This window comes from Enterococcus sp. AAFC-DPL-6103, assembly GCF_058216595.1.
Window position 1 is genome coordinate 2,562,819 of sequence record NZ_CM177102.1, and the last position, 15,644, is coordinate 2,578,462.

Sequence of the window (15,644 nt, forward strand, 5' to 3'; positions counted from 1 at the left end):
GTTAGATGTAAGAATGATTCGTGAGTTCAGTCAATCGGCTGAGCTCATTTTTTGTAGGTATCAATGAAAGATAAAAAACCGGAAGCGGAGAACTGTCAATGGGGATATTTGAAACAATCAAATCCCCTGCTTGATACTTGATTGCGTTTAATTGTGTCAGTTCAATTGGTTCAATCCGAATCCGTTTGCCTAAGTAATCAGATAGTTCTTGTTGTAAAAATAACTTCCAGGCAGGTTCACTTTGAAAAATAAGATAGATAGTTATGGTGTGTGTTTTGATTGAGAAAATTGCTTGCTGGCACAACAAAAGAAAAATATTTACAAAATATGCTTGTTCTTTAATGGATGCGACTTGCAATAATTCTTGAAATAGCTCGTCTCCGACCATTTGGACGATGGGATATGCTTCATTCTGTTGGATCAATAGCTCTTGATACTCTAATTGAAATTGCTCTGAAAGGCTAGGCGACTCAGCATATTTCAATAACAGCACCAGTAAATTACACTGCAAGTGTGTGTCGTGTAATTTGGGAAGGTCTAGTTTTTCAGCTAATTTTTGAACCGTTTGTTGTGCTTTAGCAAGTAGGTCAGGATAGTCAGTATCTAAAACTGTCTTCACTTCTTCACCAAAGTCATTGTTATAATTCCAACTTTCAAAAAAACAGAAAAAAGCAAAAAAAAGTTCTGATTCTTCAAGATAAATGCCCTCTTTTTTATATAAACTCTTTAATGATGACGCATATAAACATAACAGAGAATCATTCTGATTAAATGAAAATTGGTTGATCTGGCAACCTGCCTTGATTCTAATAGTATTGATAAAGAACCAGCAAATACCAAATATCTGTTCCGTTTCAACTTTCAGTTTAGTTGAGATATCTTTCGCTAAAAAATAATGATAATGATCTTCATGAATAAAATAGTCTTCAAAAAAATAATTATTATGGGTGAACGGTAAAAGTAACCTGTGGTAAAAAATCCGAATGGAGCTTTCTTCTCCAATCAGCTGTGCTTTTCCGCCCTTTAAACGAATTCGAATATGATAACTTTTTAGATTCTGATTAACCTTTGTGGTATGACGTTTGAGTGTTTCCATGGATATTCCTGTGTTATACAAAAAATCAGATAAATTTAATTCCTTTGCAAAAAGCAACTCTTTGACTAATTGAAGAGTAATCGAATGCGGCAAGAAAAATTCCCAAATATCATTTGTTGCAACTGTACTTTCACTAATCAATTTAATACCGTTATTATCTGTAGCAATTTTCCATCCAGAAGGTAAATAACTACGAACAGAATTCAAATCTGAAAAGACTGTACGTTCTGTCGTGTCGATTTTTTCAGCTAATTCTTTGACCGTAATCTGTGAATTATTCAGAAGTTGTTCCAACAATAACACTTGTCGATATAAATCTTTCTCTGTTATAAATTGTTTCACTAATGAGTACATGAAAGGTCCCCTTCCCAAAAATAATCAATTCGTAAAAATTGGTGTGATAAATTTTTTATGTGTAACAGAACTGAAAAAAATAGCTATTTCATCTTTTCGACATGTATCTACCCAAACTTTGATTGAAGATTGATTCGATATTACCTGATTTACATCAGTCTCATGGTTTCCGATATCGTTTTCATTCCTTTACTAAGTATAATTTTAAATAAATAAAATGAAAAGACTTAACTTGATAAGGCATAAACTAAATTTGAACTTTGGTAATCAATTAGTACGCAAATTCTAGAATAATCGCTAGTATAGATAACTTCATAAAAATAAACTTTTTATCACTTCGTCAACCAATCGCTAACCAGTGTGAGCCTCATCATATACAAAAAAGACATTCCAAAAATGGAATGTCTTTTTGAACGATAACAATATTAACGTTTTGAGAATTGAGAAGCTTTACGAGCTTTCTTAAGACCTGGTTTTTTACGTTCAACCATACGTGCGTCACGAGTAAGTAAGCCAGCACGTTTAAGAGCTGCACGGAAGTCAGGATCAACTTCTAGCAATGCACGAGCGATACCATGACGGATAGCTCCTGATTGTCCAGCATAGCCTCCACCGTTTACGTTAACAAAAACGTCATATGCGCCTTTTGTTTCAGTAACAGCGAAAGGTTGATTGATAACTTCACGCAAGTCAGCATGTGGGATGTATTCTTCAACATCTTTTTTGTTTACAATAACTTTACCAGTTCCTGGTACTAAGCGTACGCGAGCAACTGCATTTTTACGACGGCCTGTGCCGATATATTGAACTTGTGCCAATGAAATTCCCTCCTATTAGATTAAGTTTGTGATATCTAAAACTTCTGGTTGTTGAGCAGTATGTGGATGTTCTGAACCACCATATACGTTCAATTTAGTAAATTGTTTGCGACCTAAAGTATTTTTAGGAAGCATTCCTTTTACTGAAGTTTCGATTAAACGACGAGAATTTTTAGCACGCAATTCGCCAGCTGTGACTGATTTCAATCCACCTGGGTAGTTGCTGTGACGGTAATAAATTTTGTCAGTCGCTTTTTTACCTGTTAATTTCACTTTATCTGCATTGATGACAATGACGAAATCGCCAGTATCCACATGAGGTGTGAAAGTTGGTTTATTTTTACCACGTAGTACAGATGCAACAACTGTTGAAAGACGTCCCAATGGAACATCAGTTGCGTCTACTACATACCATTTACGTTCTACTTCGCCTGGTTTGGCCATATATGTTGTACGCACGTTAGTTTCCTCCAATTTAAGTTCTGATGTTTGACATACACTTCGAGTTTCCGGGGCTCTTTGTGGGGCAAACAATACCATTTAACATATTACCTGCTACTTCGCATAATGTCAACGTTTTTCTGCTCGCATGAAAAATTTTTCAAAAGTTTACATCTTTGATCTATTCTCCTATCTGCCTCTATACTTCCAATTTCAATTACTGTATAAAAAGGAATTAAATTCCGCTATTTTTTGTATATTAAATAATTAAATTACAAAATAATGCATATTTATTTAATAAAAGTGTTGCTTTTTTATTTTTATGATGCTATTATTTGAAGCATCAATTTTCAAAAGAATGCAAAGTAAGGGGAGTTTTTTTATGAAAGAGAAAATTATTTTAGCTTATTCCGGTGGATTAGATACATCTGTTGCCATTAAGTGGCTGACGGATGAAGGCTATGACGTGATTGCTTGTTGTTTAGACATCGGCGAAGGAAAAGATACGTCTTTTATCAAAGAAAAAGCATTGCAAGTTGGTGCTAGCGCTTCTTATGCGATTGATGCTAAAGAGGAATTTGCGCAAGAATTTGCTTTGGCTGCTCTTCAAGGACATACCTTCTATGAACAATCGTATCCATTAGTTTCTGCCCTTTCACGCCCCTTAATTGCGAAGAAACTAGTTGAACTTGCTCGCACGACAGGAGCTTCAACCATCGCTCATGGCTGTACCGGAAAAGGAAATGACCAAGTTCGATTTGAAGTTGCAATCAATGCTTTAGCACCTGACTTAAAAATTATCGCTCCTGTTCGTCAATGGCAGTGGTCTCGTGAAGAAGAAATTGCTTATGCAAAAACAAATGATATTCCAATTCCTGCAAATTTAGACAATCCTTATTCAATTGATCAAAATCTTTGGGGGCGTGCATGTGAATGCGGAATTTTAGAAGACCCTTGGGCCACCCCACCTGCAGGAGCTTACGAGTTAACGACTGCTTTAGAATATACACCAGATCTACCCGATGTGATTGAGCTAACATTTGAACACGGTATCCCAATTGAATTAAATCAAGAAAAGATGTCTTTATCACAACTAATCTTGACCTTAAATCAACTCGCTGGTAAACATGGAATTGGTCGAATTGATCATGTTGAAAATCGGTTAGTTGGTATCAAATCACGTGAAGTTTATGAATGTCCCGGAGCGGTGGTCTTGATGCAAGCGCACAAAGAATTGGAAGATTTGACTTTTGTACGTGAGCTTGCCCACTTTAAACCACTAATTGAGCAGCAGCTCAGTCAAATGATTTATGATGGTTTATGGTTCAATCCATTAACAGAAGCCTTGTTACAATTTCTAAAATCAACACAAATTTATGTAAATGGGACCGTCCGGGTCAAACTCTTTAAAGGAAACGTGATTGTTGAGGGGCGGAAATCATTTAATAGTCTGTATAGTGAAGAACTGGCTACTTATACATCCGCAGATACCTTTGATCAACAAGCAGCTATTGGGTTCATCAAACTTTGGGGATTACCTTCTAAGGTCCACGCAGAGGTACAATCGAAACAAGAAAACTTGTCACAAATAATTTAAATACACTAGCTAATGAAGATTTCTTTACGTTATAACAGGAAAAAGAAATCTTCATTGTTTTACATAATTTTGGGGAGGAACAGATATGGAAAAACTTTGGGGTGGTCGTTTTCAAGGCGAAAGTGAACAATGGATTGACGAATTTGGAGCATCCATTTCTTTTGACCAGAAGTTAGCAAAGCAAGATATCCTTGGCAGTTTAGCTCATGTCAAAATGCTTGGTCATACAGGAATTTTAACTACAGATGAAACGTTAGCAATTATTTCCGGTTTAGAAACTTTGCAGCAAAAATTAGCAGCAAATGAATTACAATTCACCATTGAAAATGAAGATATCCACTTAAATATCGAAACATTGCTTCATCAAGAAATTGGCGCAGTTGCGGGAAAGTTACATACCGCTCGCAGCCGAAATGATCAAGTCGCGACAGATATGCATCTTTTTCTCAAGGAGACTGTTTTGGAATTAATAACCAAACTTCACCAGTTACGAACAACTTTAGTCAAGAAAGCTGAAGAACATGTTGAAACAATTGCACCTGGATATACGCACCTCCAACATGCACAGCCAATCTCCTTCGGCCATCATTTGCTCGCTTATTATCAGATGTTGACTAGGGATGCGGAACGTTTTGAAGAAAGTTTAAAACGAATTGATTTATCTCCACTTGGCAGTGCAGCACTAGCTGGAACTACCTTTCCAATCGACCGTCAATTTTCAGCAAAAGAATTAGGTTTTTCTGGTATTTATCAAAACAGTTTGGACGCTGTGAGTGATCGTGATTTTATCTTAGAATTTCTAAGTAATTGTTCTCTTTTAATGATGCATCTTTCACGTTTTTGCGAGGAATTGATTTTGTGGTGCAGCCATGAGTTTCAATTTGTTGAATTGACAGATACTTTCTCAACAGGAAGTTCAATTATGCCGCAAAAGAAAAATCCAGATATGGCTGAACTTATTCGTGGGAAAACAGGTAGAGTTTACGGAAATCTTTTTGGTCTTTTAACCTTGATGAAAGGTTTACCACTTGCATACAATAAAGATTTTCAAGAAGATAAAGAAGGTATGTTTGACTCAAGTGAAACAGTTCTAGCTAGTTTAACGATCATGGATGGCATGATTGCAACGATGAAAGTCAATCAATCACGTATGCATGCTTCCACACAACAAGATTTTTCTAATGCAACAGAATTAGCTGACTACTTAGCTACCAAAGGAATGCCTTTCCGTCAAGCACATGAAATTGTCGGAAAACTTGTCCTCCATTGTACACAAAGAGGCTATTTTTTACAGGATATTCCATTAACTGAATTCCAAGCCATCAGTTCACTGATTGAAGACGATATTTACGATACTTTACGGTCAGAAGTAGCCGTTCAAAGAAGACATTCCGAAGGTGGAACTGGCTTTGACCAAGTAAGAGCACAAATCGACTACGCATTTTCTCAATTAGCATCTGAGATCGTTCCCTTGTCCTGAATTGCTTTGCGAAAGGTTAGTAATGCATAGGGCTCCCTTCTTCCACACAAAAAGACACACAACTTAATGAGTTGCGTGTCTTTTTCTTCTATTATTATAGAAATAAATTTCTAAGCATCAATTTCTGGAGCTTTTCCAAGATGTGCTTGGATCATCCAGATGCGTTTTTCAGTTGCTGTTTTAAATTCAATAAAGATATCTTGTGTAGGATCGTCGCCTTCTTCACCAGAAACTTCAATTCCTTTTTGGTAAAGATCAGCTAGATAACGATAATTTTTCACTAATGTTTCTAAACGTTCTGGAATCGTACGGTCCCAACGACCTACTTCATCAGAAATTTTTGTATTGTCTGCAAACTCACGTAATGTTGAGTAAGGTGCGCCATCAAGGGTGATCAAACGTTCTGAGATCTCATCTAATTGATCATTTAGATCATCCATGAATTCGTCCATCATTGGGTGCAAAGTAAGGAAACCTGGACCTCTCATGTACCAATGTGTTTGATGCACAACAACAGACATTTGACTTAAATCTGCAACTAATTGGTTCAATACTTCTTTTGTTTTTGGAAATTTCATTTTGTTACCTCCCTACATTTGTTTACATATAAAATCATAGTCAATTTTCAATTAAATGTACACTAAAACCAATTACATGAGAATGATTTTCATCCAAGTGATCTTTAAATCATAAAAATCATCGAAAAGCAAATGATATATCATTTGCTTTTCGATGATTTTAACTAAATAATTTTCTGCTTATCACTTTGCGTATTTCATTTTAGAAAGGAGCAAATCAGATGATACTTCATTTTATTCTTGGTAGTTGTTTCGGGTCATTCTTTTGTTTAGTTGCACAACGGATTCCTATTAACGAATCCATTCTATCGCCTGGCTCACATTGCAATCACTGTCAAACACGTTTAGCTTGGTATGAGTTAATTCCTTTATTATCAATACTTTGGCAAAATTTTCACTGCCGTTATTGCCATTGTAAATTACCAATTAGTTATTTTTTAGCCGAGGTAGTTTGTGGCGCATTATTTAGCTGGCATTTTTATTTTTATTCATGGGATCTTCTTCTTTTGTTTTGGATTAGCATGGCTTTTCTGCTAAGTCTAATGGATATCTTTTATCTGTTAATTGATTCTTTACTTCTTTATCTCATGTGGGGAATCTTGTGGTTATCTTGGTTTTTGAATGCCAATTTTCATTGGAAGAGTGTTCTCCTAGTCATTTTTGTTATGTGTTTGATTTTATCTTTTGTGCCTAGATCATTAGGAATAGGGGATTGTTTACTACTGATTTGTTGGAGTGGTGGATTGTCATTAGTTTCCTTAGCTCAATTACTATTTGTCGCTAGCTTGCTAGGCGTAACATACTTTGTTTTCTATTATGTGTGTTATCGTAAACAACTGGTGCATCTACCTTTTATCCCTTTTCTAACTATGGGATTAATTATTGTTTTAAGCAGCAAGTAAATAAAAAACGATGACCAGAGTCATCGTTTTTTATTAGCAATTATTCCAAATAGAAATTATTTTCGTTATTTTTTAGATACCTTATCTGACCACTTTTTTCGGATAAAACCAGCGCGTCCAGAACCTTCACGATATAAATTATAATGTACACGATTTTTTTTGTAATAGTCTTGATGATATTCTTCAGCCGGATAAAAAGTTACTTTTGGTTCAATTTTAGTTACAATCGGTTGTTCAAATCGACCACTCGCTTCCAATCGTTGCTTAGATTCTTCAGCTAGTCGTTGTTCTTCTTCACTTCCATAATAAATAACTGGTCGATACGAGTCTCCTCGATCAGCAAATTGTCCTAATGCATCCGTTGGATCTGTTTGTTGCCAATAAATATCCAGTAATTGTTCATAACTGATGATTTCCGGATCATATTCAATTTCTACAGCTTCTGTGTGTCCTGTTGTCCCCGTTGTTACTTGTTCATACGTTGGATTTGGAACATGTCCGCCAGTGTAACCAGAAGTGACGGAAATAATCCCTGGTTGCGTATCAAAAGGCTTTACCATGCACCAAAAACATCCTCCAGCAAAAACTGCTGTTTTCGTTTTACTTGTCATTTTATATCATCTCCCTTTTCTTTATCATACTCATTTCTAAGAAAAGGAACATTATTTTGCTTGAAACCAAAAAAATATTGTTAATCGCACTTACCCTCTGGGGGTATATTTTAAAAGATGGACTTTACTTCTCTAAAAGCCACGAACCAATAAGTTGTCCACATGTGGACATTTTATTTTTCTTTTTATTTATCATTCTTGTGGATATTTCTCCTTAAACTTCGCCAAAATTTATCCACAAAACACAAAAGAGGTCGAACGTCATGACGTTCGACCTCTTATTTCAATCCAAAATTCTCAAACGAATTGATTTATTTTGTTTGATTGTTGTTCATTGCATCTTCAGCAGCCATTTGTGCTTCAATATCAGAAATACTGTACACATTTTCGCTAGCCACACCAACTTCTTTTGGTTCCATGTCACGGTAACGTTGCATACCAGTACCAGCTGGGATGATTTTACCGATGATAACATTTTCTTTCAAACCAAGAAGTGGATCTTTCTTACCGCGAATTGCGGCATCCGTCAAGACACGAGTTGTTTCTTGGAATGATGCAGCAGATAAGAAACTGTTTGTTTCCAATGAAGCTTTTGTAATACCTAGCAAGACTGGACGAGATGTCGCAGGAACACCACCAGCAACTAAAGTATTGTAGTTTTGATCTTTAAAGTCTGCAATATCCATTAAAGTACCTGGTAAGATTTCTGTGTCACCTGGGTCCATTACGCGAACTTTACGCAACATTTGACGTACCATTACTTCAATATGTTTATCTCCGATTTCTACCCCTTGCATGCGGTACACGCGTTGTACTTCACGCAATAGATAATTTTCAACAGATAAAACATCACGAACTTGCAACAATTGTTTAGGATCGATTGAACCTTCTGTTAATGGTGCACCACGATGGATCATATCGCCTTCAGCTACTTTCATACGTGCTGTATAAGGTACAGTGTACGTACGAGTATCTGTTTTACCTTTAATTGTTACTTCTTTTGTACGTGTCGCAGGATCTTCTGAGATGTCAATAACATCCCCAGTTACTTCTGTGATCACAGCTTGTCCTTTTGGATTACGTGCTTCAAAAATTTCTTGGACACGAGGAAGACCCTGAGTAATATCATCTCCGGCAACCCCACCCGTATGGAACGTACGCATTGTTAACTGTGTACCTGGTTCACCAATTGATTGAGCAGCGATCGTACCAACTGCTTCACCTACTTCAACGTCAGAACCAGTTGCAAGGTTACGTCCATAACAATGTTTACATACACCATGTTTTGTATTACATGTGAATACTGAGCGAATCGTTACCGTTTCAACACCAGCATCAACGATTTGTTTTGCAATATCTTCAGAAATCAATTCATTTCCTTCAATAATTAGTTCGTCTGTTTCCGGGTTACGGATTTCTTTACGAGTGTAACGTCCAATTAGACGATCTTCTAATGATTCAATGATTTCGTTTCCTTCACGGATTGCACGAATTTCAAGACCACGGTCAGTACCACAATCTTCTTCACGAATAATAACATCTTGTGCTACGTCAACTAAACGACGAGTCAAGTAACCTGAATCGGCTGTCTTCAAGGCAGTATCGGTCATCCCTTTACGAGCCCCGTGAGTTGAGATAAACATTTCTAAGACAGATAGTCCTTCGCGGAAGTTAGAAATGATTGGCAATTCCATGATTCGACCATTCGGAGCAGCCATCAATCCACGCATACCGGCAAGCTGAGTAAAGTTGGAGATGTTACCACGAGCCCCAGAATCAGACATCATGAAGATTGGATTTTTTGCTTCCAAACCTTCCATCAGTTTTTGTTGGATTTCATCTTTGGCAGCATTCCAAACAGCGATTACGCGTTCATAACGTTCGTCATCTGTGATCAGACCACGACGGAATTGTTTTGTAATTGTTTCAACTTGTTTGTGTGCATTTTGGATAATTCCTTGTTTTTCTTCAAGAACACTAATATCCGCAATCCCTACAGTGATACCTGCATGAGTTGAATGTTTGTATCCTAAGTCTTTCATACGGTCAAGCATTTTAGATGTTTCAGTCACTTTGAAACGTTTAAAGACTTCAGCGATGATGTTTCCTAAGTTTTTCTTCTTGAATGGCAAGATCAACTCTTGTTCTTTGATGTGTGCAGGAATATCTGTACCCGCTTCAACAAAGTATTTATCTGGCGTTTGAACTGTTAAGTTAAAGTCAGTTGGTTCATTCAAGTAAGGAAACTCTTGTGGCATGATTTCATTGAAGATAATCTTACCAACAGTAGTAATCATTGTGCGTTCTTTTTGCCAATCAGTAAATGGTTTGTCACCTAATGTGTTAGGATTTACACCAATACGAGAGTGTAAATGAACATAGCCATTACGCCATGCTATTACAGCTTCATTTTGATCTCTGAAGACCATTCCTTCGCCTTCACGACCTTCTTCTTCCATAGTTAGATAGTAGTTACCTAAAACCATATCTTGAGAAGGTGTTACAACTGGTTTACCATCTTTTGGATTCAAAATATTTTGTGCAGCTAGCATCAACATACGTGCTTCAGCTTGTGCTTCTTCATTCAATGGAACATGGACAGCCATTTGGTCTCCATCGAAATCGGCATTGTAGGCTTCACAAACAAGTGGATGCAAACGAATTGCACGGCCTTGTACCAATACTGGTTCAAATGCTTGAATACCAAGTCTGTGAAGTGTAGGTGCTCGGTTAAGTAATACTGGGTGTTCTTTGATTACGTCTTCTAAAACATCCCAAACTTCATCTTCTTGACGTTCGATTTTACGTTTTGCATTTTTGATGTTTGATGCAAGTTCACGTTGAACTAATTCACGCATTACAAATGGTTTGAACAATTCGATAGCCATTTCTTTTGGAAGACCACATTGATACATCTTCAAGAAAGGACCAACAACGATAACTGAACGACCAGAATAGTCAACACGTTTACCTAGTAAGTTTTGACGGAAACGACCTTGTTTCCCTTTTAGCATATGAGAAAGAGATTTCAATGGACGGTTACCTGGTCCAGTAACTGGACGGCCACGACGACCATTGTCAATCAATGCATCAACGGCTTCTTGTAACATACGTTTTTCATTTTGAACAATGATTCCTGGTGCATTCAAATCTAACAAACGTTTCAAACGATTGTTGCGGTTGATTACTCGACGATACAAATCGTTTAAATCACTTGTTGCAAAACGTCCACCTTCTAATTGAACCATTGGACGTAAATCAGGAGGGATTACAGGAATAACATCCATAACCATCCAGCTTGGTTCATTTCCAGAAGCACGGAATGCTTCTAAAATGTCTAAGCGACGAATAGCACGTGTACGTTTTTGTCCTTGTGCTGATTTCAATTCTTCTTTTAATTCTGCAACTTCTGCATCCAAATCAACATTATCTAATAATTGTTTGATTGCTTCCGCACCCATTGCAGCTTGGAATTCTTGACCATACTGTTCACGTTTCTCACGATATTCACGTTCAGTCAATAATTGTTTCTTCTCTAAATTAGTATTACCTGGTTCGATAACTACATAAGAGGCAAAATAAATGATTTCTTCCAATGCACGTGGGCTCATATCTAAAACAAGACCCATACGTGAAGGAATACCTTTAAAATACCAGATATGTGAAACAGGAGCAGCTAATTCAATGTGTCCCATACGTTCACGACGAACTTTCGAGCGAGTAACTTCTACTCCACAACGGTCACAAACAATTCCTTTATAACGGATACGTTTGTATTTTCCGCAGGCACATTCCCAGTCTTTTGTAGGACCAAAAATCCGCTCACAGAACAACCCTTCGCGTTCAGGTTTTAAGGTACGATAGTTAATCGTCTCAGGCTTTTTAACTTCGCCGTAAGACCAGCTTCTGATTTTTTCGGGAGAAGCCAAACCTATTTGCATACTTTCGAATTTATTTACATCGATCAAAAGGGGTTCCCTCCATTTCGTTTAATGGCAAAACCACAAGGCGGCTGATCATCGACCGCCTCGCAGCCCATAGACCGGATTAGTCTAATTTATCTTCTGCAGTTTCAAAGTTTTGGATTGCATCTTCATGCACTTGTTCAACTTGTTCTGCAGCTTGTTTTTCTAATTCTTTTGCAGATTGTTGTTCAGCAAATTTTGTTAAAGCATCTACTGTAATCAAATCATCATCTTCGTCATCCATGTCGCGTAATTCAATCTCTTCATCTTGGATATCTAAGACGCGCATGTCTAAACCTAATGATTGTAATTCTTTAACTAATACACGGAATGATTCTGGTACACCAGGTTTTGGAATTGGTTCGCCCTTAACGATTGCTTCGTATGTTTTCACACGACCAACAACGTCATCCGATTTGTATGTCAAGATTTCTTGTAGGGTATAAGCAGCACCATAAGCTTCCAGTGCCCAAACTTCCATTTCCCCAAAACGTTGTCCACCAAATTGAGCTTTACCACCCAATGGTTGTTGCGTAACCAATGAGTAAGGTCCAATTGAACGAGCATGTAATTTATCATCAACCATGTGGGCAAGTTTAATCATATACATAACCCCAACAGATACACGTCCATCGAAAGGTTCCCCAGTACGACCATCATAAAGAACTGTTTTAGCATCGCTAGCCATACCAGCTTCACGAACTGTTGCCCAAACATCTTCATCAGTCGCGCCATCAAATACAGGAGTTGCTACGTGGATTCCTAATTGACGTGCAGCCATACCTAAGTGTAATTCTAATACTTGTCCGATGTTCATCCGAGATGGTACCCCTAATGGATTCAACATGATATCGATTGGTGTTCCATCAGGTAAGAATGGCATATCTTCTTCTGGCATAATACGGGATACAACCCCTTTATTACCATGACGACCGGCCATCTTATCTCCTTCATGAATTTTACGTTTTTGAACGATATAAACACGAACGAGCATGTTAACACCTGGTGATAATTCATCGCCAGCTTCACGAGTAAAGATTTTTACATCATGAACGATTCCGCCACCACCATGTGGTACACGTAATGAAGTATCGCGAACTTCACGAGCTTTTTCGCCAAAGATTGCATGTAGCAAACGTTCTTCTGCTGATAATTCAGTTACACCTTTTGGAGTAACTTTACCAACAAGTAAATCGCCATCTTGAACTTCCGCACCAATGCGGATAATACCCATTTCATCTAAGTCTTTCAAAGCATCTTCCCCAACGTTAGGGATTTCGCGAGTAATTTCTTCAGGTCCTAATTTTGTATCACGAGCTTCTGACTCATACTCTTCAATATGGATTGAAGTATAAACATCATCTTTTACAAGACGACGACTCATGATAATCGCATCTTCATAGTTGTAACCTTCCCAAGTCATGAAACCAACTAAAACGTTTTGTCCTAGTGCCATTTCACCTTGTTCCATAGAAGGTCCATCTGCTAAAGTATCACCTTTTTCAACGCGTTCGCCTAAAAGAGCGATTGGGCGTTGGTTATAACTTGTTCCAGAGTTTGAACGACGGAATTTTGTTACAACATATTTATCTAATGCACCATTGTCACGACGAACACGGATTTCTGAAGCATCTACATACTCAACGACACCATCATGTTTACACAATAATGCAGCACCTGAGTCATGCGCAGATTTATATTCCATACCAGTACCAACCCATGGTGATTGTGGATTGATCAACGGAACAGCTTGACGCTGCATGTTAGCACCCATCAAGGCACGGTTGGAGTCATCGTTTTCCAAGAAAGGAATACATGCTGTCGCAACAGCTACTACTTGCTTAGGAGAAACGTCCATATAGTCAACTTTATCAATAGAAACTTCTAAGTTTTCACTTTGTGCACGAGCCATTACAACGTCTTCAGCAAATGTACCATCTTCATTTAGAATACTATTTGCTTGGGCAACGATATAGTGGTCTTCGATGTCTGCAGTTAAGTAATCAATTTGATCAGTAACGCGTCCTGTCGCACGATCAACTCGGCGATATGGTGTTTCAATAAAACCAAACTTATTAACTTTTGCATAACTTGACAAACTGTTAATCAATCCGATATTCGGACCTTCAGGAGTTTCAATCGGACACATACGACCATAGTGAGAATAGTGAACGTCACGAACTTCATAACCAGCACGGTCACGAGTCAAACCACCAGGCCCTAAGGCTGATAGACGACGTTTATGTGTTAACTCACCCAATGGATTTGTTTGATCCATGAACTGTGACAACTGTGAAGAACCAAAGAATTCTTTGATACTTGCTACAACTGGACGAATATTAATCAATTGTTGTGGTGTTAATGTTTCTGTGTCTTGGATAGACATTCTTTCACGTACCACACGTTCCATACGAGCTAAACCAATACGGAATTGATTTTGCAATAATTCACCAACTGAACGGATACGACGATTACCTAAGTGATCGATATCATCAACATTTCCAATATCTTCCATTAAGTTCAAGAAGTAGCTCATTGAAGCAACAATATCTGCGGGACGAATAGTCTTAACAGCTGCTTCTGGGTAGCCATTACCGATTACGTTAACTTCACGTTCTGGATCTTTTGGTGAAAATACTTTAATCACTTGGACAGTCATTGGATCAGTGACTACACCATCTTCTGATGGGTAATAAGTAACTGAGTTCAAACCATTGTCAATAAATGGAGCTAATGTTTCCATCACTTGGTGTGTCAACACAGTTCCTTTTTCAACGATGATCTCACCAGTTTCTGGATCAACTAACGTTTCAGCTAATGTTAAGTTTAATAGACGTGTTTTTAAATCTAATTTTTTATTTACTTTGTAACGACCAACATTTGCTAAGTCGTAGCGTTTTGGATCGAAGAAACGAGCATTTAATAAGTTACGAGAACTATCTGCTGTTTTTGGTTCTCCTGGACGTAAACGTTCGTAAACATCTTTCAAACCTTCTTCTGTACGTGAATCACTTGCATTTTTGTGCAAATCTTTTTCAATAGTATTACGCAATGTTTCGCTATCACCAAATATTTCAAAAATCGTATCATCAGAACCAAATCCTAATGCACGAACTAAAACAGTCAAAGGAATTTTACGTGTACGGTCGATACGTACGTAAGAAATATCTTTTGCGTCAGTTTCCATTTCCAACCAAGCGCCACGGTTAGGAATAACTGTTGATCCAAAGCCTTCTTTTCCGTTTTTGTCTACTTTCCCATGGAAGTAAACACCGGGTGAACGAACTAATTGAGAAACAATTACACGTTCAGCACCATTGATAATAAATGTACCTTGTTCAGTCATTAGTGGGAAATCACCAAAGAATACTTCTTGTGCTTTGATTTCACCTGTTTCACGATTTGTTAAACGCAAAGTAACATGTAATGGTGCAGAATAGTTAGCATCATGTGCGCGAGCTTCTGCTACTGTATACTTAGGTTCCTTAAGTTCATAATCCACAAATTCCAAAGATAAGTTGCCATTAAAATCATCGATTGGCAAAATGTCTTCAAACATTTCTCTAAGTCCTTCATCTAAGAACCATTGGTAAGAGTCTGTTTGAATTTCAATCAAATTTGGTAATTCCAACACTTCACTGATGCGTGCGAAACTTCTACGTTCGCGATGTTTTCCGTATTTTACTACGTGTCCAGCCAAGCTCTTCACCCCTCTAAAATGTCATTCAAAAAGACTACCCGACTAATTGTTACAAAAATATTTCATATATTTTTTTTAGGTAACAACAGACATTTTTTGCGG

General features: G+C 37.5%; 10 protein-coding genes. 3 read left to right on the top strand and 7 right to left on the bottom strand.

All coding sequences use genetic code 11. The features are described from left to right. Position 1 precedes the first annotated feature (1 nt). The 3 genes from mafR to rplM form a co-directional block, all read right to left on the bottom strand. Positions 2-1,450 (bottom strand): global transcriptional activator MafR, encoded by a 1,449-nt coding sequence (gene mafR / locus AC4BC3_RS12340; RefSeq protein ID WP_490466640.1) that lies wholly within the window; start codon positions 1,448-1,450, stop codon positions 2-4. Between the two features lie 425 nt (positions 1,451-1,875). Continuing rightward, positions 1,876-2,268, bottom strand: a complete 393-nt coding sequence (rpsI, locus tag AC4BC3_RS12345) for a 30S ribosomal protein S9 (RefSeq protein WP_067484493.1) — start codon at positions 2,266-2,268, stop codon at positions 1,876-1,878. 15 nt (positions 2,269-2,283) lie between these two features. Beyond that, entirely contained in the window at positions 2,284-2,712 is a 429-nt protein-coding gene (rplM, locus tag AC4BC3_RS12350) for a 50S ribosomal protein L13 (RefSeq protein ID WP_306294856.1), read from the bottom strand. Positions 2,713-3,091: 379 nt separating this feature from the next. Between rplM and AC4BC3_RS12355 the strand changes: the two genes are divergently transcribed. Continuing rightward, a complete protein-coding gene (locus tag AC4BC3_RS12355; protein ID WP_490466641.1) occupies positions 3,092-4,306 on the top strand; it encodes an argininosuccinate synthase in 1,215 nt (404 codons plus the stop codon). Positions 4,307-4,391: 85 nt separating this feature from the next. Then, positions 4,392-5,786, top strand: a complete 1,395-nt coding sequence (gene argH, locus AC4BC3_RS12360; protein WP_490466642.1) for an argininosuccinate lyase — start codon at positions 4,392-4,394, stop codon at positions 5,784-5,786. Between the two features lie 110 nt (positions 5,787-5,896). Here argH and AC4BC3_RS12365 read toward each other — a convergent pair whose 3' ends face one another. Further along, positions 5,897-6,364 carry a Dps family protein gene (locus tag AC4BC3_RS12365; RefSeq protein ID WP_067484481.1) on the bottom strand — a complete coding sequence of 156 codons (468 nt, stop codon included), beginning with the start codon at positions 6,362-6,364 and terminating at the stop codon, positions 5,897-5,899. A gap of 221 nt (positions 6,365-6,585) precedes the next feature. On the opposite strand from AC4BC3_RS12365, the gene AC4BC3_RS12370 reads away from it, so the two are divergent. Next, entirely contained in the window at positions 6,586-7,266 is a 681-nt protein-coding gene (locus AC4BC3_RS12370; protein WP_206908557.1) for a prepilin peptidase, read from the top strand. Between the two features lie 65 nt (positions 7,267-7,331). Here AC4BC3_RS12370 and msrA read toward each other — a convergent pair whose 3' ends face one another. From msrA to rpoB, 3 genes are all read right to left on the bottom strand, one after another. Then, a complete protein-coding gene (gene msrA, locus AC4BC3_RS12375) occupies positions 7,332-7,877 on the bottom strand; it encodes a peptide-methionine (S)-S-oxide reductase MsrA (protein WP_206908566.1) in 546 nt (181 codons plus the stop codon). Between the two features lie 311 nt (positions 7,878-8,188). Next, on the bottom strand, positions 8,189-11,845 hold the full coding sequence (gene rpoC, locus AC4BC3_RS12380) for a DNA-directed RNA polymerase subunit beta' (RefSeq protein WP_067484475.1): 3,657 nt from the start codon (positions 11,843-11,845) through the stop codon (positions 8,189-8,191). A gap of 79 nt (positions 11,846-11,924) precedes the next feature. Next, positions 11,925-15,542 (bottom strand): DNA-directed RNA polymerase subunit beta, encoded by a 3,618-nt coding sequence (gene rpoB, locus AC4BC3_RS12385; protein WP_206908569.1) that lies wholly within the window; start codon positions 15,540-15,542, stop codon positions 11,925-11,927. Positions 15,543-15,644 lie beyond the last annotated feature (102 nt).